The sequence below is a fragment of the Methanoregula boonei 6A8 genome (assembly GCF_000017625.1).
GTDB lineage: Archaea > Halobacteriota > Methanomicrobia > Methanomicrobiales > Methanospirillaceae > Methanoregula > Methanoregula boonei.
The window spans coordinates 1,192,264-1,213,808 of record NC_009712.1 but is presented as its reverse complement, the minus strand read 5'-3'; the positions used below and the strand labels follow the sequence as shown (position 1 = coordinate 1,213,808).

Sequence of the window (21,545 nt, the reverse complement as noted above, 5' to 3'; positions counted from 1 at the left end):
CCCATAGTAAATGAGAATATCGTGCCCGGAGCAGGCTTCGCTGGTACGCGATCCCCCATAGATGTGGGGGGCCAACAGGGTATCAGGGGGCATCAGGTATTTGGTAGCGGGTTATCTCCCCACAGGGAACAAGCCTGCCCTTGTCCAGAACCGATACCGCACCATGCCCCCCGCAGATAAGGCAGCGTTTCCCCTTGCGGGCAAGCTCCCGGTCAGTCTCTGTGGCAAGTTCAAGCAGCGCTTTTCTCTCCCTGCGTGCAAGATCGCTGTCCACGTTTACCGAGCTAACCAGAAAATCCGCAAGAGAGCTGTATGAAGCACGTTCCGGTGTAAGACTGGAAAAATTAATCACCGCGTCTGCGGTAAAAAGTAAGCCCTCTTCACGGGAATAAAGATAGATCTGCCCGTGTGTATGACCCCCCAGCCCTTCGAGGATCTCAAGCCTGATTCCTGCAATGGCAACAGATCCAAGCACCGGGAAGATACTCTGCACTGAGGTCCCGGCCTTCTGGAGGCAGGTTACGTTCCCGGGGGGGTTGAAGCGGGAGAAGCAATTGATCATCTTGGTGTAAAACGATTCAAGAACAGAGTGCTCGCTCCGGGACCCGTACGCCCGGTTGTTTGTTTTTATGATATCACGGGTACCGGTATGCATAACTGCACCGGCCGAAAAAAAGCCCCCGCCCCCGCAGTGATCGGCATCCGCATGGGTGATAACAAGGCCGGTAAAATTTCCTTCTTCTCCAAGACCAAAAGAAGAAAACATTGCCATGACATCATCATGGTAAATACCGTACCCGGTATCGATCATCAGGGCCTCTTTTCCGGAAAAGAGCACATAGATGCTTCCTCCGCAGGGGAGCTGGAAACAGAAAAGACTGACCGCAGGAGTAATCTGGATTTTCTGGACATCGGCGTAGAAATTTTTGCCGGTGGTGGCCCGCAGGGTCCGCCCGGTGAGAAGCACACTGTCAAAGACCTGCCGGGGATTGTTCCCCCGGTTCATCAGTTCCTGTGCAATATGGTTGGTATCGGCAAGAAAAGAAAGGAGAAACTCATTTTCAGATTCTCCGATCAGGTCACGGATCTCCTGTGCAAATTTAACATAGAAGACCGTATCGTCAAGATGCTTCCCGGTCGTATCGTACTCAAGGATCTCCAGGTGATACCTCGATTTGAGCTGATCGAGGAGGTTTTCAACTGCAGCCGGATCCTCAAGGTTCAGGCTCACCGTGAGCCGGTCGGGGAACCTGCCGGTGTCGTCAAAATCAATAAATCCGATATTTGCCCCGGATTCTGTAGTGAATTTTAAAAACCGGTGCAATGAGCCCGGTGCGTGGGGGAGATGGACAAAGAATTTGAGAAAACTTACCGGCTGCAATGAAGTCTGGAGATAGCCGATATCCGCAAGATCACCGGTGATCCTTGCATACTCTTCTTCTGTTGAAGTTACCTCGTAAAAGACCGTGCAGGGATCAATTCTCCGGTCGTACTGGATGCGGTTGATATTGCCATTGTACCGGGTTATGACCTGGGCCGCCTGCTCCAGCGAGCCGGGCTCATCGGGCATGTGGGCTATAAAGCCAAACTTTCTGGCAGAGGGCGCTGTCATATGCAGGACTAAAATAGTAATGGGTTTTGGTTATAGGTTGCGGTAACCCTCAAATGCATTTATGAGGGTATACTTCTCCGCTCGTATGCAGGTTATCCGTTATTTCTTCCGTGAAACGATAAACAAAGCTGCTGCACCAAGGCAACCGCCGAGCGCTGCAAGGGGAGAAAGCCCAAGTCCAAAGGGTGCCCTTACCAGCTGGGGTGAGACCTCAACAGGCTTGTCACTTGTGACAACGACATCCATGGACACGGTAAGGTAACCCGGAGACTTGATCTCCACAAGGTGCGTACCGGGTGCAACGCCATTCAGTGTCACCGGCGAAATTCCGACATTTGCTGAATCAAGATAGACTGAAGCGCCGGCCGGTACTGATGATATCACCAGTGTCCCCGATCCCGGCGGGATTGTGGCCGTGGCCTGAGGAGCAACAGGTGTCCCGGTCGAAGCAGGAGGCGAAGTAACCTGAGTGCTAATAACCGGTGCAACCGCCGTCAGGTTTGCATTGGATTCTACCACGGTCAGGGTGCTTGTCAGGCTGTTGGACAGTGAAGGGCTGCTGATGTAAACCGTGTACACGCCCGGGGGCATATCCACATGGAATCCATACTGGAAATACCCCCCGTTACTGACCGGCGAGGAAAAGGTATGCACCTTATTCCCGGATGCATCTATCACATCAATCCCGATGGTATCTGCCGCAGATTCCACCTTTCCGGTTACCTGCACATAATCATTGAGAACAGCCGGGTTGGGAGATATGGAGGCATAAAATTCCGGTTGCTTCAGGAAGACAGAGACCGAGGAGTTAATTTGAGAATTGCTGTTGTCGTAGACCGTAAATGTATACCGTCCGGGGTTAAGACTGGAGGCTCCCAGTGCCCGTGACGAATCCCAGTCGTATGACCATGTCCCGGACGGATCGGTAACCGCGGTATTCCCGGTTCCTGCGTCGCCGGTCAGGTTATAGGGAGGTACACCGGCAGCCGGCAGGCCCGGGCCGGTGATGGTTATCACGGTGGTGTTGCCTACCGTGTTCATCCCGTCCAGTATCACACTGTCACCAACATAATATCCACCGCTTCCCCGGTACGTGATCGAAACGGTCCCGGCCTGTGCCGGTCCGATGCACAATAGCAGAATTATTGCAAGAAGAAGCCAGGAAAACAATTCCGGGAAATTTTTAGAGCTCATTTTTCATCTTCACCTTAAAGAGAATATATTCATGAGAGAATAAACATTATTGTCATTTTACCTGATTTTGAGCGAAACGGTACAAAGTCCGGACGCAAATGTTACCGGTAACGGAATTGCGCACATAACGAAACTATATGTAGGGTTGCGCAGATACCCCCTTACCAGAGGGATATTATGACCGACGTCATCCTGGCCAAAAAAACCGGAAACGGGCACCTCAAAGAGAAACTCGCCCACATTTCGAGCGAATTTTCCTATGACGAAACGGCGTACCACCTTCCGATATCGTATGCCCTGACAGGCATTCCTGTGCATGACCGGAAATCTGCGACTGATGTTTATGCAAAGACCGGGGAAAACCCCCTGGTGGCATCAGAATCTTTGCTTGCCGCGGAAACTGCCGGGACAGGGAAGGAGCCTGTTCCCTATACCGGTTTTATCAGTGACACCGTTATCCGGAAACTCGGGTACTCCCTGGTGGACGGAAGTATCCTGGGTCTTGCCCTGATCGTTGGCAGACCCCCGGGTGCCGGTACCGCAGCGGCAATCTGCCGTGAGCTCCAGGAAAAATATATGCTCACCTTCCTTGCCGGCGACGTGATCTCCTCCCTTTCCTCAGCCGGCGTGAAACTGGGCCTTGATTACCGGCTTATCCCTCTTGGTTCCCGACCGGTTCACAGCGTACATTTTGTTGATATCATTGCCCGGGTTGCGATGATGTTTGGCGGGGTTTCACCGGGTGATACCGGGCGGCTCCTGTCATACGCTGCAGAGCGGGCAAAAGCTATTGTCATTGTCTTTCCCGGCCTCTCTGACGAAGAGATAGCCTTTGTCGATGCCATGCGGGTGCTGGGATTTCCCCTCCTTACCCTGGAGGGATACGAGGGCGGGGACTGGACTCCTGCCACTCCCGATGATGTTGTTCGCACCGGCATGGAACTCAAAGGGATCCGGGTCACGGTCACTGCCATCCCCATTCCGATGGGGTGCTCTCCTGCATTCGAAGGAAAGAGCATACGAAAAGAAGAGATGCAGGTGGAGTTTGGCGGCGGACGCTCCCCGGCCTTTGAACTGCTGCGGATGAAAAATCCCGGTGAGATTGAAGACGGGAAAGTGACAGTTGTCGGGCCTGAAATAGATACTATGAAAGAGGGAGGGGCATATCCCCTGGGTATTGTTATTGAAGTGACCGGCAAAGGAATGAAGAAAGACTATGAGCCGGTGCTCGAACGGCGGATCCACAATTTCGTCAATTATGGCGAAGGGTCATGGCATGTTGCACAGCGGGACCTTGTCTGGGTGCGCATCTCAAAGGAAGCTTTTGCAAAAGGCGTAAAGATCGAGCATCTGGGAAAACTTCTTGCAAGCAAATTCCGGATGGATTTCCCCCAGCTCCTTGATGCCGTCTCTGTTACGCTTATTACCGACCCGGAAAAAGTGCTTGCAGGAAAAAACGAGGCAGAGAAGATCTACGAAGAGCGTGATGCCCGCATTAAGGGAATGCGGGACAATGATGTCGACACCTATTATTCCTGCACGCTCTGCCAGACCTTTGCCCCTAACCATGTCTGCGTAATTACGCCCGAACGGCCTGCCCTCTGCGGGGCGATCAGCTGGCTTGACGGGAAGATCGCGTATGAGATGTCCCCCTCGGGCGCAAACCAGCCGGTGGAAAAAGGCGCACCCGTCAATGTCCAGAACGGCGAATTCGAGGGAGTTAACCGGTTTGTCAAGAAAGCCAGTCACGGCGAGATAGAACGATGCTCCCTGTACAGCGTGATGGAATTTCCCATGACCTGCTGCGGATGTTTTGAGGCCATCGCACTCATGCTTCCCGAAGTAAACGGCATCATGGTGGTCAACCGGGAATACAAGGGCATGACACCTTCCGGAATGACTTTTTCAACTCTTGCCGGGACCATCGGTGGCGGTGCCCAGACTCCGGGCTTTGCCGGGATATCCAAGAACTATATCCTCTCTGACCGGTTCCTCCAGGGAGAGGGCGGGATCGAGCGGCTGGTCTGGATGCCCTCCCAGCTCAAAGAGGAGCTCAAACCCCGGCTTGTCCCCCTGCTTGCGGCAAAAGGGCACCCTGACCTGTTTGATAAGATCGCCGACGAAGTATCCGCCCCGACAATTGAGGATCTGATGGCATTTCTCGAACGTGTCGGCCACCCGGCGCTTGCCATGAAACCCCTGATGTGAGGCGTGCTTATGATACCTGACCCGAATTTTGGCTGGACCGGTACCGTGGGAGAAGTCATCCTTGGCGCAACCCGATCCGAGGGAGGAACGCGCTCACGCTCCTACCGGATTGGTGGTGGCACGACACTCCCCTTTATGGAAAAAGATACTGCCGCTCGCCCGCCCCTTATTGCATTTGAGATCTGCGATGATCCCCGGTACTGGTCACCGATCGTAAATGAGTACTGCGGCGATCTTATCCATGATCCGGCTGCATGGGCAAAGACTGCGGAAACCGCATACGGTGCAGACCTTGTACGGCTCTGCCTGACCAGTACAAAGCAGCGGGACTTTTCCGACATTGCCACGCTCGGGAAAACGACAGAATCTGTTCTTACCGGCACCGCCCTGCCGCTTATCATAGAGGGAAGCAACGAGCCGAAGATCGACAGCGAAGTTTTCCAGAAATGCGGTGAGACCGGGCAGGGAGAGCGCCTTCTCCTTGGTACAGCCGAGGCCGGACGGTACCGGAGCATTGCAGCGGCGGCCCTGGCCTACAACCATGCAATCATAGCCCAGTCCCCGATCGATATCAATCTCGCAAAACAGCTCAACATTCTCTTAAAGGAGATCGGCATCTCACGGGATCATATCGTAATTGATCCGTACACCGGGGCACTGGGGTATGGCTTTGAGTACACGTACTCTGCGATGGAGCGGATCCGGTTTTCTGCACTCAAAGGGGATACGGATCTTGCCATGCCGATGATCTGCGCACCCTCTGATTCACTCACAATAAAAGAGGTGCGGGAGGCCGATGCCGGTTCACGGGATGCCATGGCCGTGGAATGGGAATTTACCACAAGTCTTGCGGCAGCAGTTGCCGGGGCAGAGATTGTCTGCGTCCGGCACCCCCTGACCGTAAAACGCCTCAAGGAGGCATTTTACGGCCTGAATACGCGAACCGGAGGCGCCTAGATATGCCGCTTAAGGCCCTTGATATCTACAAACTCCTGCCCAGGAAAAACTGCAAGGAGTGCGGGGATCCCACCTGCCTGACCTTTGCCATGAAGCTTGCGGCCGGCAAAGCCGATATTGAACTCTGCCCGTACCTTGACGAGAATGCAAAGTCGGTCCTTGGTGCCACGACCCGGCCGCCGATACGGCGGGTCAAGCTCGGGGTTGGGGAGCGGTCCTTTGCAGTCGGTGAGGAGTTTGTCCTCTACCGCCATGACAAGACCTTCTACCATCCGCCGGGCATCATGTTTGTAGTGTCCGATACCCAGAGCGAAGAGGAAATAACTGCCATAACCGCACGGGTCCGGGATGAAACCCTGACCCGGGTGGGAGCCGACCTGAAATTTAATGGTACTGCCATTGTCAATACAAGCGGTACGATCGAGGCGTATGCAAAAGCAGTGGCTGCCGTGGAAAAAACGGCCGGGCTTCCTGAGGTCCTTGTCTCAGAGAACCCGGCAGCCCTTGCTGCGGCGCTTGTCCTGTGCGGGAGTTACCATCCCACAATCTGCGCAGCAACGCCGGAAAACTATAAGCAGATCTGTGCGCTTGCAAAACAGTATGCCTGCCGGCTCGTTGTCCGGGCATCCACCCTTGAAGCACTTGTCCAGCTCGCGAAAGACTGCGTTGCAGAAGGTGTGCCGGATATCCTTCTCGATCCCGGTGCAAAAACCCTTGGGGATTTCCTGTACCGCTCCACTGCAGTGCGGCAGCTGGCCATTACCCGGGCGGTACCGGATCTCGGGTACCCTGTGTACCTCGATGCGACGACATTTGAGGATGAGGATGCTGCGATTGCCCTTGGTATTGTCAAGTACGCTTCGGTCATTGTGGCAAAACCCCTCTCCCCGGCATCGGCAAAGGCAGCGCTCACCCTGCGCCAGAATATTTACACGGATCCCCAGAAGCCCATCCAGATGAACCCTGGCATTTACCGGGTCGGGACCCCGGGAAAGGATGCCCCGGTGCTCATGACGGTCAACTTCTCGCTGACCTATTTCACCCTCCAGGGTTACCTCGAATCCACCCGGATCCCCTGCTTTATGCTGATCGTGGATACCGAAGGGCTTTCGGTACTCACTTCTGTTGCCGCAGGAAAGCTTAACGAGTCGCTGGTCCGGGACGCGATAAAAAAATTCGGTGTAGAGGGAGAGGTAAACCACCGGAAACTGATCATCCCGGGCTATGCCGCTCCCCTTTCCGGCAGGATAGAAGAGGCAACCGGCTGGAAAGTCCTTGTGGGGCCCCGGGACGCTGCGGAGATAGGCGAATATCTCGTGCAGGAATGGAAACCCTAAATGCGCACAGTCACCTTCCTTCCCAGTTACCGCAAGATCGACGCCCCCCGCGGGACAACCATCCTCGATGCTGCGCAGAAAGCCGGGATCAACATGAACGTGGTCTGCGGCGGGATCGGTAAATGCGGGAAATGCGTGGTCATTGTCCAGTCCGGCAAGGCCGAGTTTGACCGGGCAAAATACGGGCGGTTCTTTACCGAGGAAGAGTTAAAAAAAGGCACCTGCCTTGCCTGCGTTACCACGATCCAGGGAGATCTCCAGGTAGTTATCCCGGAAAGTACGCTCATCCAGGAGCAGAAGATCCTCATTGACGGAATGGATGCTCCAATCGAGTTCCATCCGTCCGTAAAAAAATATTACGTGGAGCTCCAGCAGCCGACCCTTGCCGATCCGTCCCCGGACCTTTCCCGCCTGCTCTGGGGGATCCAGAAAAAAGGCGGACCGGTTGCAGAAAAGATGTACGCACCCCTTGAGGTGATGCGTGAGATCCCTGCCCTGCTCCGTCACAGCGACTGGAAAGTGACCGGGACCGTTGCCCTTGTTCCCGGGGGTTACCGGCTTATCGATCTCCAGGAGAACGATACCTCACAACGGCTCTACGGGGCAGCAGTCGATCTTGGCTCTACTACGGTCGTTGCCTACCTCTGGGACCTGATCTCGGGAAAGGCGGCCGGGGTTGCCTCGAACTATAACCGCCAGATCAGTTGCGGGGAAGATATCCTTGCCCGGGTCAATTATGCCCAGAAAAACGGGATTGAAAAACTCCAGACACTTGCCGTAGAAAGCATCAACTCGGCGCTTACTGCCGCGGCCAATGGCGCAGGGATCGACCGCGAGGATATCTACGAAGTCGTAGTTGCGGGAAATACCGTGATGACCCATATGCTCCTTGGCATTGACCCGGCCTATATCATCAAGGAACCCTATGTTCCCGTGGTGCAACGTGCGCTCTCGGTTGCGGCGGCGCGGATTGGGATCACCTGCAATGACAACTGCGGGCTCTTTGCCTTCCCTGCCGTCAGCGATTTCATTGGTGGAGATATCATTGCCGACATCCTTGCCTGCCGGATGAGCGAGAGGGAGGAGATCTCGCTCCTTGTGGATATTGGGACAAACTTCGAAGTAGTGCTCGGGAATAGCGAGTGGATGTTTTCCTGCGCCGGGGCAGCAGGGCCGGCGCTTGAGGGAGGTGAGGTGCTCTATGGCATGCGGGCAAATCCCGGTGCTATCGAGAAGATCTCGATCGATCCGGCTACGCTTGAACCCACGTATGCCACGATAAACCGGATCAAGCCCAAAGGGATTACCGGCTCCGGCCTGATTGATATTATCGCTGAACTGCTCTCTGTTGGTGTCATTGACCGGACAGGACGGATCAACACCGGGATAACTAATCCCCGGATCCGTTCCGGTTCCCATTACCCGGAGTACGTGGTTGCCTGGGCGGGCGAGACTGACATCGGAAAAGACATTGTGATCACGGAAAACGACATCAAGAACCTGATCATGAGCAAGGCCTCGATCCATGCTGCCTGCGTTACGCTGATGAAAGAGGCCGGGGTCACACGGCTTGACATTGACACCATTTACTTTGCCGGGGCATTTGGCAACTACATCAACAAGAAAAACGCGACCATTGCTGGCCTGATCCCGGAGATCGATCTCGAGCGGATCAAAAATATCGGGAACGGGGCAGTAGCCGGGGCCAATATGGCGCTTATCAACCGCAGGCAGCGCAAACTCCTGGATGGTATCGCCGGGAAGATCGCGTACATCGAACTCAATGCCGAGCCCTCGTTCATGGACGAGTACACATCAAGCGCCTTCCTCCCGCATACGGATCTCTCGCTCTTCCCCCGGGTGCAGGCACTGCTCGATTCCCTGCGCGAGAAAAAGGAGGCAACCTGAATGTCAAAGATGATCCCATCCCCAAACTCCCGCGCCACCGGTATCGGTGCACTCCCGCATACCGATCCGGTACTTGCATGCGATGATGTCCTTGAGATCTTCGCGGAGTTCCCGTACGCCCCGACACTGCCCGACCGCGGGCTCCTTGAGGGGATTGTCTTTAACGACTCGGCCCAGCTCCCGGGGCAGGTGATCCGCGAGGGGCGGCTGCTCTACGACAGCACCCGGGACAATTCCGCAGACATGGAGAAGGTGTACCTGGACTTTGTCGAAGAGAATTTTGCGCCCTACGGCCTTGATGCCACCCATGCATCCGCATTTATCGAGATGCTGGGCCGGCCGCTTGCCGGCGCCCGGGTGCTCAAGTGCCAGGTGACGGGCCCAGTCACGTTCGGGATGCAGGTTGTTGATGCCGATAAACGGCCGATCTATTATGATGCCCAGATCGCCGATGTCCTCGCGAAGATGATCGCGCTCAAGGCCCGTTGGTGCGAAAACGAGATGCAGGCAAGGACCGGGATAAAAGAAACGCTGGTTGTCTTAAACGAGCCTTACCTTGCCTCACTTGGCTCATCAGTCGTGCCGCTCGACCGGGCGAGCATAAAATCCGGCTGGGAGGACATCGCAACGCTGGTCAAAGGCGGCCTTGGCGTTCACTGCTGCTCGAATACCGACTGGAGTTTTGTTATCGGTCTTGATCCTTCCCTGATCTCCCTTGATGCCTATACTACCGCAACAGAATTCATGCTCTATGCAGAGGCTGTTGCCGCATACATGGAACGGGGAGGCGTTGTTGCATGGGGCATTGTCCCTGCCGAGTACAAACTCTTTGCCACAGAGACCGTGGATTCGCTCTATGCGAAGTACTCCGCAATACGCTCCCAGATGACAAAGAAAATCCCGGCGGAGCTCTTTGATGCCCAATCGATGATCACGCCGAGCTGCGGGATCCGGTTTGCAGACCGGAACGGGGCCCGTGAAATCCAGCAGGCAGCAGCCGAAATTTCCCGGAGAATCCGGGCAGAAGCAAAGTTATCCTAAAAAAGAGCGTGAGAGACCATGCCACCACCACGACCACGCCCGTTTACGATTGCGCTCTCCGGAAAAGGAGGGACGGGGAAGACAACGATCAGTTCCCTTCTGGTCCGCTCGTTCATCGAAGCCGGCGAAAGCCCGGTCCTTGCGGTTGACGCAGATCCCAATGCGAACTTCCATGAAGCGCTGGGGGTTGAAGTGCGCGAAACGCTCGGCAGCATGCGGGAAGAAGCGTTCTCCCGGAACATTCCCCCGGGTATGAACCGGCATGACTACGTGAGGTTCCGGTTCCGGCAGGCACTCGTCGAGGCGAACGGGTTCGATCTCGTGGCCATGGGCCGGCCCGAAGGCACCGGCTGCTACTGTTTTGCAAACGATCTCCTCTCGGAATGCATGCAGCAGCTGGAGCGGGACTACAAGTTCCTCGTGATCGATACCGAGGCCGGCATGGAGCACATCAGCCGGGGCACGATCGGAACACCGGACGTGCTCCTGATCGTAAGCGATCCCGGCGCCCGGGGCCTGCGGACCATTACCCGGATCCGGGAGATCGCCACCCAGCTGGGCCTTGAACCGGAGAAGATCCACGTGGTCTTCAACCGGTACAAGGCCGGTGCCGCACCGGTGGATATAGGGAATGAAAAACCGATCGCCATAATCCCCGAAGACCCGGCTGTTGAGGCCGCGGATCTCGCAGCGACACCGGTGTCACAGATCCCGGAGGGAAGTCCGGCCCGACAGGCGGTGAGGGAGCTGGCGGGGAAGATGATAAAGATGGCACGGGAGAAGGTGGGGGAGTAAAGGGGGTTTTTGGTTGCAGAGAACACCGAATGGCCGATGCTGAGCGAGACGAGGTTCTTCTGGTGCACAAGGTAGGGGCAGAATGATTAGATTTTAGTGACCTAATCCAATACCGTTTTTTTGAATTTTCCTGTAGGTGAAATGAGATTAAAAAGATATTTCGTTAGGTTTGATAATTATTACATTATGAAATACTGCCCCGAATGTGGCAAATCTCTTGCGAGCGAAACCGCAAGGTTTTGTGAAAACTGCGGTGCAAAACTTAGCAACGCTACCCCCTCCGATCAACCGATAGTAGTCATAACTCCAGAAGAGAAGAATCCTGTCTTAGCAGCAGTTTGTTCATTATTTGTCCCAGGATTCGGGCAAGTGTATGACGGGAAAATGGCGAGAGGATTTGCCATCTTTATTGGAACAGTAATAGGTCTTATTTGCTTAATTGTGCCGGGAATTATTATCTGGCTTTTCGGAGTATACGATGCTTATTCCCTTGCTAAAAAGATGAACAACAACGAGATCCCCTTCATCCCCACAAAAACTGCGCATTTGATCATCTACATTGTTTTAGTAGTAATTATCTCTGTGATTGTTTTTGCCATTTTAGCATTAATTGCCTTGGCAACATTTGCATCACATGAAACCGCACTAACTCCTTCAGCCATTCCAACTATGACTCTCCCACCCTTTTTCACACCGTAATAATAAAATCGAAACTTCATTTTCTGCAAAAATAATAACGTTTGTAATACTCTCTGTGCTGCACTAGGGTTACACAGAAATATTACGATGCTTCCCCGCCTCAGGGCCCCTCGTGGGGCACGGCGGGCGAGTGAATATCCGGGAACCCTGCTCTTTTCATGTCACCGTACCATTCACTGAATCCAATCTCAAATCAGGATCCCGGTAAGTGCGTAGCGCAAAACCCGACGAGGTGTTTTGCGCGTAGGGCATCGTTCCGGTTCAGCAGCCCGGAAAAAATCTCATTTCACAATTTCTCGCTTACTTTAAAAATATCATTTTGTTTTTTCGGCCGCAATCATTTGATCTGTTCCCGAACACGGTAAAAGTACCCCTCCTCCCCGTAGGGGTATAGGTATCACTACCCCCCACCCGACCGATCAGACATACACTATTCCGGCCCCAAATTGAGCCCGGATTACCCCTTGAATATGCCCGGAAGGTAATAATTCCCCAAAAACAGGCAATAATTCACGGTCCGCAGGGTATTTTCACGTCGGAGAATGGCGACATCAATTAGCAGCATTTGGAGGACCGATCCGGGTGCCGGATGGGCTTTCGTCCGATCCCGGAAAAAATGGCCGAAAAAAGGCCGTTGTAGGCCGATTATGGGGCATTATATGGGGCTCAAATTGGGCGTATTTTGGCGAATAAATCGATTTAATAGCCCGAATTTGAATCACTTGGAATCGGACGGTTATACGGGCGTATTTTGGAGCGGATCCTGATAAACTCGTAGTGCGATTCCACCCCTCCCCGCTTTGCCCGGAGTCGCTCGGGAGCCTTGTCGGATCCTCTGCTTGGATAAGTGCCGGCCCGGGCACACTCCCTTGATCTGCCGTGGAGGCGCCCCGTCGGGGGCAGCGGCAGATCTTTGCTCCTCATTCTCTGCTCCTCCTCTTATTCAGAAAACTCCGCAAGCATTTTCGCCACTTCCGGTGTAACGGTGTAGCCCACATTTTTCCCGTCCCAGTGGCTTTCGATCATCTTTTCTTCAAGGAACTGGTGCAGGTGCCGGTGAACGGAGCTTTTGTCGAGATGCAGGCGTTCTGCTAGAGTGGCGTTGCTGATGCCAGGCTCGTTGAGGATTGCCATGAGGATCTCCCGTTTCCGGGGATTCCGGATATACCCATATTCCTGTTTTCTCTCGGGACTTGCTCCGCCGTTTTTGAAATGGTACATCTTGTTACCATCGTTTTTCCGGACAATTTTTTGTTCCCGGAGCAGGAGGAAGAGATGGTATTTGACCGTCCCGCGGTTGAGACCTGTGTTTTGTGAAATGTCTGTGATAGTACAGCCGGGATGGCTGCCGACATAATCAAGGATAGCGCGCCGGTTTTTGTTGTCCAGCAGCTCTTCGACCCTGCCAAGGACCAGAGGGATACATTTGAAAAGGGCAAGAAAAGCGAGTACCGCACCGGTAATACAGCTGATCTGTATCCAGAGAGGCAGCTGGAAAAAGGATACATGTGCATCTGCACCAGATGCGTCATAGGGGCCGGTCGAAAGCGAGTATGGCGTGACATAGGGTGTAACCGTATATCCTCCGCTCGCAACGGCAATGATAAAAGAAAAAAGCAAAAAAAAGAGAAGTACCTTTGTTGCATTTTTCATAACAGCGGTACATTACGACTCATATGGAATAAGTTTGTGTTCCAGAGACGCTGTAGCCGTACACCTTATACGACCATGTTCCTTCTGCAATTCCATTGCTGTTCTGGATGGTAAGATCAATACGGCCATCAGTGACCCCGTCGGAACTATCGTAATACGGGCCGAATACGTATCCGTCGGGGGAATAGATGGTGAGCTGCAAGGAATTGGAAGGATTCCCCCAGTTCAGATTTACATTGAGGGTAGTGATATACGAGGAAACGCTTTTTGATTCCCAGTTTGTCTGCCCCTGCGTAATGGAATTGTACACCGTCAGGGGAATGATCCCGGTGCTATGACCGGGTGTGATGGTGTATCCCCCGTTGCCGGGGAGAGACACCGATAATTCCTTTGCCGATACAACTGCTGATGCGGTGCACAGTAAGAGCACCACCATCACAAATAGTCCCAGTCTTTTGGACATGAACCTGACGTTCGAAAACGGATAACTTACGTTTTCTGTCCAAAGATCCCAACTGGCAGTTGGGAAATGTGGACAGAAAATATAAAATGAAAAATTTCTGAATACCCCTTTGTGAATACTTCCGGGTATTCCGCAGGGTCCCTGAGGACAATCCCAGTCTTATGATCTTTAAAGGACCCTGGAACGCTTGATGGCGTAAAAGAATCAGGATTGTGCAGATCCCATGCCAGAGAGCGAAGCGTATCAAAAAATAGGGGGAATGACACCATGAAAACACTGAAAGTTAGCATCATCCTGCTTGTATTCCTGCTCGCAGCGATGATGATGGTACCGATGGTGAGTGCGATTGAGCAAAGTACAGTAATCGCATCTCCCAATCAAACGAATGCATCGACAATTGATGTCAGTAAAATTCAACTGCCCCAACTCATTTATGACAAAAATCAAACGCCAATCGTGATGAACGATGAAATGAGCCTTGACCCAAATATCCAAAGTACTCAGATTGCGAGGATGGTAGAAGGAGCAAGCAATCCAGCAATATCCAAAATACCCTTCGGTGCAATTATTCATCACTCGATTGATGGTATTACAACGGTATTTGATTCTACGGGAAAACAACTCTTTACTGCAGACGATAGTAAAGCAGGTCTCGTAAGCACGTTTAAAGGACGTGTGCCAGCGACACATGTTCAGGAAGTTCCCGACAAATCAGTAATTTATGACATGGGCAATGTGCTGTACGTATTTAGCAATAATATGTTAATCCTGACAGTTACCGATGATAGCATCTCTGGGAAAAACAGCGCTTTAACGGCGAGTAGCTCCTCGACAATCAGTCCGCAATGGATTGAATGGGGTTCAACTAATGCTATACCCACTGCTGTTGGGCAATTCATATCTCAGTGGAACGTTCCAACTAAACCAACCCTTACGAAAAGTTTGGTTATTGGAAGTGTGTATTATGATTCGTCGTTGGAGATCTGGAATGGACTTGAAAATGACCCCAGTTTATTGCAGCCAGTTCTTGAATGGTATATGAAAGACGGTTACCAAATTCCAAGCCCCAGTACTCCACAATGGACCATGGCAACATGGTATGTATGGGGGAGTGGCAATTCATTTATTCACTCGACCAGAACCTCTGGAATTTACTCAGGTGATCAGATGCAGGGAAATATCCAGTTAAATACACTGGGATATGATGGCATAGCATCAATTACGGATTTGGGCAATCAAGGTGGAGGCAGCTCAACGCTTTTCCTTGCCAAAAGCTCAGCGCCTATAAGAATGCCAACTACAAATCTGCAGGCAGAGATAGTACTGGAAGGGTGGGATCCAACAACTCCATTGGGTGGCCTGAATTCACAATATTTATGCGGACCTATCACGTTCCAGAGTTTTGTGTTAAAAGACAGTAATGGAAATAATCTTATCTCAAATTATCCTATGTCAGGATATTACAATACTAATTATTGGAATCCCTCAACCTATGGATTATCGATCTCAAATCTTTGGCCAACGAGCATTACCCTGGGAACCTAACAACCCAAAATTTATTTTTTAACATTCGGTAAAATTGAACTCCGGATCTCCGCACAAGACAACATCGGGTAACGTTTTATTTAACAAATGTAATTCAAATCAGCAGTGAAAGTGATTGAAATGACGTTGAAAATAATAGTTCTCACAATGTTTGCAATAATTATTATGGCAATTCTAACGGTCTCGGTAGTATATGCTGAAAATGTAACTTCCAATACAACTTTGTTTATTACGATGGATCCCATCGGGAACCATTCCATTAACGATGTGCTCTTAATTCATGGGACCACAAATCTGCCGGTCTCGAATGATTCTATTCACTTTTGGACAGCTAGTGAATCTTTTACTCCTGCGGGATGGGGATCCCGTTTCGATTCAAACATCTCAATTCAACCGGGAGAGAACGGGGTCAATTTCTGGTCCGTTAATGCTACCACAGATCGATGGATAACGTTCCCCGGACCAGTACCTGGTGCTGTACCGGGTGAATATGTTGCAGCGGTCTGGCTCAACCAGGATTCCACTGTTTCAGCCAGCCAATTATTTTTCTTGTTACCACCAGAAAACATCATACCAAACCAAACAATCGTTACAGTTCCTACTCAAAGTTCTCCTATGATTCAACCTACCACCGGCGCAGCACCCCGTACAACGACCCCGTCATCATCGTTTCCTACGGTATTGCTGCCCCTCGCGGTAATTGCAGCGCTTGCGATCACAAAGTCCCTGTACAGGGGAAAACGATGAATTCAGGGGAATTACTGTGGCAGCCGGAGTACCCCAACAGGTCTGTTGGAACCTTTGGACAGAAACCCTAAACGGCAGGAACCGGAAAAAGTGAAATAATAAGAAAAGGGTCTTACGGTGAATATGATTCCACAAAAACCGGGAATGGTAATAGCCGGCGCGGTCATTCTCATGGTGGTCCTCTCGGCCGGCTGCCTCGGGTCAGCCGTGCAAAAGCCACCGGTGCCCTGCTCGGTAACGTTAGTACCGGGACAAAACCTGACGATAAATGAAACACAGGATAATGCCATAATCTGTGCAAAACCGGGCAGTACTTTCACCCTCGAACTGAACGATTCATCTCAGGTTGGCAACCAGTGAATAATAAACGCGAGTCCCGGTCTCCAGATCGGTCAGGAGGGGATGACTTATTATTTCTATGATATGAATGGGAAATTTCTCTCAACCTCAAACTCGCCAGTACCTGACACATGGGCATGGGCATATATTGAACGTGGTGTGGACTGGTGGAATGTCACTATGACAAATACCGGGATACAGACGATAAACGGAAGCCTCCAACGGTATATACAACCCGAACCTCGCACTCTTAAGACGCTCAACTGGACTATTGTCGTCAGTTAGATCTGTCATAATGACCGCAGCTCAGGAAGTGTAAAACGGAAGACCGTGATCGTGACAATGAAGAAATTCCTGATGTGCATCACACTCTTGGTAATAATAACAAGCATACCGATAGCCGCTGCTGCAGACAACGGGGGAGATAATGGTATCAATCAGACGAACGCGTCTCAACCATATTACATTACCATCGATCCCATCGGGGATCATACGGTCAATGAGATTTTTTTTATGAATGGAACGACGAATTTACCGGTTTCCGAAAATGTATCCATATTTATCGGTCCCAACTGGGCCAATCCCTCAGGCGAAGGATCCAGTTTTACAGCAAATGTTGCTGTCCTACAGGGAGAAAATGGGGCAAATTTTTGGTCCTGTAACATTACCCCAACACTTTGGGTAACCCGTTTAGTGGGGGCTCATCAATCCACTAACGATATCGAATATTTTAATTTTGGTAATTTTATCGGATCTGTAAGTTCACCTAAGTTTAACATTACAGCACATTCTGAATTATTCGCCATTTCCTCGGTGGAACCGAATACTCCATCAATACCTACAGGGACTCATACTCCCTCGCAAACTCCCACAACCACGTTGTCATTGAACCAAACCGGGGCAATACCTCCTCCGCCTTCTCCAACCTCTGCTTCGCCCCTTTCTCTCATAGTGCCACTGGTAGCAATAGTCGGGATTGTGGTTCTGTACTCGACGGGCAGGAACAGGTAGAGGTAAAATCCCGCTCAGAAATGGGATAGATCCTGTTTCTATCCAAATTTCCCAACTGGCAGTTGGAAACTGTGGACAAAGAATATAAAATGAACAATTTCTGAATACCCCTCTGTGAATACTTTCGGGTATTCCGCAGGGCTCCTGACGATAATCCCAGTCTTATGATCGTCCGGGGCCCTGGAACGCTTGATGGCGTAAAAGAATCAGGATTGTGCAGATCCCAGCCGGAGAGCGGAGCGTATCAAAAAAGGGGGGATAAAAAGATGAAAACACTGAAAGTTGGCATCATCCTGCTTGTATTCCTGCTCGCAGCGATGGTGACGGTACCGATGGTGAACGCAAAGGAAATTAATTATTCCTTAGTATCTGATGTTAGTACATTATCCGTTCCACAATTGCACTTTAACAATTCCCAGAACTATGCAACTGTAAAAACAGAGTTGGATCCGGCCCTCACTACCCGGCCATCAGATATTACCAATCTTCTTGCAACATCCCAGAATCCAGATGTTTCGAAGATACCTTATGGCTCAATCGTCTATCACTCAAAAAGCGGAGTAACAACTGTCTTTGATTCAAATGGAAATCAATTATTTGCTGCGCGGGATGCAAATTCTCCTGAAATACCAACGCCTGCAGGATCCATGCCGGCAACCCACGTGTTTGGATTCCCTTCAGGCTCGGTAATTCTTACGTGGGGGAATACTACGTATGTATCGTATCATAACGTATTGCTCTTTAGAGAAATTGATGAAGGAGCATCTACAAATTCGAAAACATTCTCACCAACTCCAGGTTTGTCAGATCCGAACTCATATGTTGAAGGAATTTATGGAACTCCGACATCATCGTCTCTTAGCAATTATGTTACATATTGGACGGTGCCCTCAAATCCACAATATTCTAATGATACACCTGTCACAGGTGGAATTGTCCATTATCCGGTGTTCCTTTGGAATGGAATCCAGACAATCGGAAACTCCCCTATACTTGGGATGCCCGAATTAATCCAGCCGGTTTTGCAATGGAACACTAAAACTTCCCCTGATGAGTGGAGTTTAGCATCGTGGGTTATTTTTGGAAGTATATCTTCCGGACACTCAACTGAGGTTACTGGTGTATCTGCGGGAGATGTCATTTTAGGCCAAATGTCATATAGTCCGGGGACGGCAACATGGACAATACTTGCACGAGATACTTCAGTTTCTGGCATGCCCACCGCTACATATAGTGTTGTAAACAGCATGCCTAATTCAAATGTAAACACTGAGGTTTATCTTGAATCGTGGGCTGGAAATAATGTCACCTACATGCCTGGAGCGACACCGTTTTACACATTCATTATAACGGATACCAGTGGTAATAATTGCAGTCCATCATCTATCACGTTAGATTATCAGAGAGCAATTTTCTCCAATCTGATCTTAAATATCGCGAATTCGGCCTACTGGCCCAATACAATCAGCCATCCCTTAATTTTTACAACTCATTAACTTTTTTTTTAGTGATTACTCCTCGCCTCAATAAAAAATATAAAGAAAACTGGCATCTGTTCTCCGGTCCAGGGTCAAGATAGAATATCTTGTTCACTAGATTTTCTATTAAAAGATGAGATTTGTTTATTTCTCCGTTGAATTCAGGATTTCAAAGAGCGTACTGTTTTGTACTTGGCCAGATCTCCCGCTTGCAGTAAGAATATACTGGTGGTTAGGCTGGAATCCGTGTTGTGACGTATCAACCATCCATGTCCAGGTATTTACGCCACAATTCCCCGGTTGGATTATAACTGTATCGAAGTATCCCCCACTGCAGGCGGACACTAAATCTGAAGGCCCGGTGCCTTTTGCGCAGGGTGTGAATTCGGTGGAGAGTATTTTCAGTGACAGAGTTTCCCCGGCTGCCAAATTCGTAGTCCCGGAGAAGGTGAAAGTGTCACCAAATACATGACCGGGTGTGGGATCAAAAATGATCTCCGATGCATTCGTGACATTTCCTGCAGCTGTCTCCTGCGGGCACTGGCCTGATGCTTGCGATACGGGGGACACCGAGACCATGGATGAGGATGGGGAAAGGCTGGCATTCCCCGGCCCGGAAAACGATGATAAACAGCCGGCTGCCAGCACCACACAGAAAAAGAGGAGAAGTCCTCCACAGATGTAACCGGGCCGGATTGACAACCAAGCCCAACCCTTTTTCACGCTCATGGTATCAGCATATGTTCATTCCCCCTGAGAGGAACGATTACTCCTGTATCCTTCTTACGCAATGAACCAAAATAGGTTTTCTGTCCGAAGATCCCAACTGCCCGTTGGGAAATATGGACAGAAAATATAAAACGAAAAGGTGCTGAACATCCATCTGTGAATACCCTCGGTCACCTGAACCGAAAATACATGCTACCTACTAGAGAGAGGTACCTGAATGAAAAAAGAAGTGAAAACTGTTTTAGCTCTTGTCGTATTCGCGCTGGTATCATTGTATTGTATGATGACCAATTTATGGATTCTCTGGGCCGGGATTACGGCTATGCTTTTTATCGATGCGCTAATTGACTCATTAAAGGACTGGCTGGACACCCGGCAGGAACGATACCTTGACGCAATGAAAAAAATGAACCCACTCTCTGAAAATCCGGAGACCCTGCTTTTGCTCCAGCAATCGATCACACGAATCGAAAATAAACTGGATGTACTGGAGAAGACATGGGAAAAACAATAAGAAGGATCCTGTCTGTCGGGCTGCTGTCGCTGCTTATCCTGATCCCTCTCTCCCCTGCAACAGAGGTGCAGTATATGAACCTCACCTTTGTCGGGAAAATCCTCTCAGATAACATCACGGAGCAATCGTCTTCTTTCATTTTTTCTGGTGATTCCATTCTCTGGAATAACATTAGTGCTGGCGGAGTGCTCTATCTTTATTCTCTTACGGATAATTCCACCCGGCTCATAGCAATGTCACCCGGTGGAATGATAATGCCGGACGGTTACACAATGTCTGATGGTACCATTGTATGGTCAAACGATTCCAACATATTGCATGAGTATACGATAGCCCTGGGTCGCGATCACATTATCCCGAACACAAACACTACCGGTTCACAAAAGACCTATTTCTGGAATGGCTTTCCGGGCATACAACGATGGGAGCCGTCAGTGTATGGGGACCGGGTTGTCTGGTTCCAGGGATATCCTTCAGGAACCTATCGTAAGGCAGACATCGCATTTTTAAACACGACAACAGACGAGATGACCCTCATCAATGAATCGCCTTCTGCGAAAGGCGGCCTACAGATTAACGGAGAAAATGTTATCTGGTATGCGTATGATGAGGATGTTACTGATACTTCCGGTCCGGCCACAGAGAGCAGTATCAACCTCTACAACATCGTGACCGGAAAGGACACGGTTGTCTGTCCCGAACCGGGTCTCAAGGGCCAGGCTGCACTTTCCGGTAACTATATCGGGTGGACGGATTTCGGGAACCCGCTCGCGACGCCGCGGCCTCTCTGGCGGGTCTCTATTTACACGATATCATCGGGAACGACCCAGACCGTTCCTTCAACGTCAATGGACCAGAATCTTGACTTTATCTTCGGTGATTACGCAGTATATACTGAATGTCCGGCGTACAACGCGGCCGACAAGGCCACCAACGAGGAATCCTGTCAGGATAAAATATTCGATATCCGGACCGGGAGTACCTGGCAGATTTTACCTTCCTGGACCGATCAAAACATCGTGGGATATTCTGACGGCCTGTTCCTGGTTGAAGATACCCGGGGCGATACACCAGCACTTTCATTATTCAGGGCAGACAACCTGCCCCCGGCCGATACAACTACGGCAACGCCGGCTCCGGCCATGCCGGAAAATAACGTGACTTCTCCGGCGGGCACCACCCTTTCGGTTCCTCCCGTGGCCGGAACGCGTCCTACACCAACACGGGCATCGCTCTCCGCGCTCATCCCGGTGACCGGTGTCAGTGCAGTCTGCTTAGCTTTAGGAGCATCAAGGAAAGTGAAGCGACTATGACC

18 protein-coding genes are annotated in these 21,545 nt (G+C 51.0%); 14 read left to right on the top strand and 4 right to left on the bottom strand.

Translation table 11 applies throughout. The features are described from left to right. Positions 1–82: 82 nt before the first annotated feature. Both MBOO_RS06250 and MBOO_RS06245 read right to left on the bottom strand, forming a co-directional pair. A complete protein-coding gene (locus MBOO_RS06250) occupies positions 83–1,612 on the bottom strand; it encodes an MBL fold metallo-hydrolase (RefSeq protein ID WP_012106747.1) in 1,530 nt (509 codons plus the stop codon). Between the two features lie 99 nt (positions 1,613–1,711). After that, complete coding sequence (locus MBOO_RS06245; RefSeq protein WP_012106746.1) at positions 1,712–2,806, bottom strand: PEGA domain-containing protein; 1,095 nt, start codon at positions 2,804–2,806, stop codon at positions 1,712–1,714. A gap of 177 nt (positions 2,807–2,983) precedes the next feature. On the opposite strand from MBOO_RS06245, the gene acsB reads away from it, so the two are divergent. From acsB to MBOO_RS13520, 7 genes are all read left to right on the top strand, one after another. After that, a complete protein-coding gene (gene acsB / locus MBOO_RS06240; RefSeq protein ID WP_012106745.1) occupies positions 2,984–5,014 on the top strand; it encodes an acetyl-CoA decarbonylase/synthase complex subunit alpha/beta in 2,031 nt (676 codons plus the stop codon). 9 nt (positions 5,015–5,023) lie between these two features. Beyond that, positions 5,024–5,971: an acetyl-CoA decarbonylase/synthase complex subunit delta gene (locus tag MBOO_RS06235; protein WP_012106744.1), complete on the top strand. Its 948-nt coding sequence runs from the start codon at positions 5,024–5,026 to the stop codon at positions 5,969–5,971. A gap of 2 nt (positions 5,972–5,973) precedes the next feature. Next, a complete protein-coding gene (gene acsC / locus MBOO_RS06230; RefSeq protein ID WP_012106742.1) occupies positions 5,974–7,308 on the top strand; it encodes an acetyl-CoA decarbonylase/synthase complex subunit gamma in 1,335 nt (444 codons plus the stop codon). Then, the gene (locus MBOO_RS06225) at positions 7,309–9,216 is read left to right on the top strand and encodes an ASKHA domain-containing protein (protein WP_012106740.1); all 1,908 of its coding nucleotides are present in this window, start codon (positions 7,309–7,311) and stop codon (positions 9,214–9,216) included. It abuts the gene before it with no gap. Next, positions 9,217–10,257, top strand: a complete 1,041-nt coding sequence (locus MBOO_RS06220) for a uroporphyrinogen decarboxylase/cobalamine-independent methonine synthase family protein (RefSeq protein ID WP_012106738.1) — start codon at positions 9,217–9,219, stop codon at positions 10,255–10,257. It begins immediately after the preceding gene. Between the two features lie 18 nt (positions 10,258–10,275). Then, a complete protein-coding gene (locus MBOO_RS06215; protein ID WP_012106737.1) occupies positions 10,276–11,052 on the top strand; it encodes an ATP-binding protein in 777 nt (258 codons plus the stop codon). Between the two features lie 186 nt (positions 11,053–11,238). Next, positions 11,239–11,751 (top strand): zinc ribbon domain-containing protein, encoded by a 513-nt coding sequence (locus tag MBOO_RS13520; RefSeq protein WP_198324451.1) that lies wholly within the window; start codon positions 11,239–11,241, stop codon positions 11,749–11,751. Between the two features lie 939 nt (positions 11,752–12,690). Here the strand turns inward: MBOO_RS13520 and MBOO_RS06205 are convergent. Then, positions 12,691–13,404 carry a winged helix-turn-helix transcriptional regulator gene (locus MBOO_RS06205; protein ID WP_012106735.1) on the bottom strand — a complete coding sequence of 238 codons (714 nt, stop codon included), beginning with the start codon at positions 13,402–13,404 and terminating at the stop codon, positions 12,691–12,693. A gap of 19 nt (positions 13,405–13,423) precedes the next feature. Further along, positions 13,424–13,867, bottom strand: coding sequence for a hypothetical protein (locus MBOO_RS06200; RefSeq protein ID WP_048068337.1), 444 nt, complete (start codon positions 13,865–13,867; stop codon positions 13,424–13,426). 267 nt (positions 13,868–14,134) lie between these two features. On the opposite strand from MBOO_RS06200, the gene MBOO_RS06190 reads away from it, so the two are divergent. From MBOO_RS06190 to MBOO_RS06165, 7 genes are all read left to right on the top strand, one after another. Further along, positions 14,135–15,412, top strand: coding sequence for a hypothetical protein (locus tag MBOO_RS06190; RefSeq protein WP_048068335.1), 1,278 nt, complete (start codon positions 14,135–14,137; stop codon positions 15,410–15,412). Positions 15,413–16,027: 615 nt separating this feature from the next. Next, complete coding sequence (locus MBOO_RS14200) at positions 16,028–16,159, top strand: hypothetical protein (RefSeq protein WP_269677929.1); 132 nt, start codon at positions 16,028–16,030, stop codon at positions 16,157–16,159. Between the two features lie 123 nt (positions 16,160–16,282). Beyond that, complete coding sequence (locus MBOO_RS06180) at positions 16,283–16,519, top strand: hypothetical protein (protein WP_157677616.1); 237 nt, start codon at positions 16,283–16,285, stop codon at positions 16,517–16,519. A gap of 321 nt (positions 16,520–16,840) precedes the next feature. Continuing rightward, entirely contained in the window at positions 16,841–17,509 is a 669-nt protein-coding gene (locus tag MBOO_RS13870) for a hypothetical protein (protein ID WP_157677615.1), read from the top strand. A gap of 164 nt (positions 17,510–17,673) precedes the next feature. Next, complete coding sequence (locus MBOO_RS13865) at positions 17,674–19,005, top strand: hypothetical protein (protein ID WP_012106730.1); 1,332 nt, start codon at positions 17,674–17,676, stop codon at positions 19,003–19,005. A gap of 928 nt (positions 19,006–19,933) precedes the next feature. Continuing rightward, a complete protein-coding gene (locus tag MBOO_RS06170) occupies positions 19,934–20,230 on the top strand; it encodes a hypothetical protein (RefSeq protein WP_012106728.1) in 297 nt (98 codons plus the stop codon). After that, positions 20,215–21,543, top strand: coding sequence for a hypothetical protein (locus tag MBOO_RS06165; protein WP_012106727.1), 1,329 nt, complete (start codon positions 20,215–20,217; stop codon positions 21,541–21,543). The genes MBOO_RS06170 and MBOO_RS06165 overlap by 16 nt, the downstream gene beginning before the upstream one ends. The last annotated feature ends 2 nt before the right edge of the window (positions 21,544–21,545 follow it).

What these genes read in the sequence shown, in the direction of transcription:
- MBOO_RS06250 (WP_012106747.1), bottom strand. Translation starts at nt 1,612, where the DNA reads ATGACAGCGCCCTCTGCCAGAAAGTTTGGCTTTATAGCCCACATGCCC.
- MBOO_RS14200 (WP_269677929.1), top strand. Translation starts at nt 16,028, where the DNA reads ATGATTCAACCTACCACCGGCGCAGCACCCCGTACAACGACCCCGTCA.
- MBOO_RS13865 (WP_012106730.1), top strand. Translation starts at nt 17,674, where the DNA reads ATGATCGTCCGGGGCCCTGGAACGCTTGATGGCGTAAAAGAATCAGGA.
- MBOO_RS06180 (WP_157677616.1), top strand. Translation starts at nt 16,283, where the DNA reads ATGATTCCACAAAAACCGGGAATGGTAATAGCCGGCGCGGTCATTCTC.
- acsC (WP_012106742.1), top strand. Translation starts at nt 5,974, where the DNA reads ATGCCGCTTAAGGCCCTTGATATCTACAAACTCCTGCCCAGGAAAAAC.
- acsB (WP_012106745.1), top strand. Translation starts at nt 2,984, where the DNA reads ATGACCGACGTCATCCTGGCCAAAAAAACCGGAAACGGGCACCTCAAA.
- MBOO_RS06225 (WP_012106740.1), top strand. Translation starts at nt 7,309, where the DNA reads ATGCGCACAGTCACCTTCCTTCCCAGTTACCGCAAGATCGACGCCCCC.
- MBOO_RS06215 (WP_012106737.1), top strand. Translation starts at nt 10,276, where the DNA reads ATGCCACCACCACGACCACGCCCGTTTACGATTGCGCTCTCCGGAAAA.
- MBOO_RS06235 (WP_012106744.1), top strand. Translation starts at nt 5,024, where the DNA reads ATGATACCTGACCCGAATTTTGGCTGGACCGGTACCGTGGGAGAAGTC.
- MBOO_RS06165 (WP_012106727.1), top strand. Translation starts at nt 20,215, where the DNA reads ATGGGAAAAACAATAAGAAGGATCCTGTCTGTCGGGCTGCTGTCGCTG.
- MBOO_RS06220 (WP_012106738.1), top strand. Translation starts at nt 9,217, where the DNA reads ATGTCAAAGATGATCCCATCCCCAAACTCCCGCGCCACCGGTATCGGT.
- MBOO_RS06170 (WP_012106728.1), top strand. Translation starts at nt 19,934, where the DNA reads ATGAAAAAAGAAGTGAAAACTGTTTTAGCTCTTGTCGTATTCGCGCTG.
- MBOO_RS13520 (WP_198324451.1), top strand. Translation starts at nt 11,239, where the DNA reads ATGAAATACTGCCCCGAATGTGGCAAATCTCTTGCGAGCGAAACCGCA.
- MBOO_RS06245 (WP_012106746.1), bottom strand. Translation starts at nt 2,806, where the DNA reads ATGAGCTCTAAAAATTTCCCGGAATTGTTTTCCTGGCTTCTTCTTGCA.
- MBOO_RS06200 (WP_048068337.1), bottom strand. Translation starts at nt 13,867, where the DNA reads ATGTCCAAAAGACTGGGACTATTTGTGATGGTGGTGCTCTTACTGTGC.
- MBOO_RS06205 (WP_012106735.1), bottom strand. Translation starts at nt 13,404, where the DNA reads ATGAAAAATGCAACAAAGGTACTTCTCTTTTTTTTGCTTTTTTCTTTT.
- MBOO_RS06190 (WP_048068335.1), top strand. Translation starts at nt 14,135, where the DNA reads ATGAAAACACTGAAAGTTAGCATCATCCTGCTTGTATTCCTGCTCGCA.
- MBOO_RS13870 (WP_157677615.1), top strand. Translation starts at nt 16,841, where the DNA reads ATGAAGAAATTCCTGATGTGCATCACACTCTTGGTAATAATAACAAGC.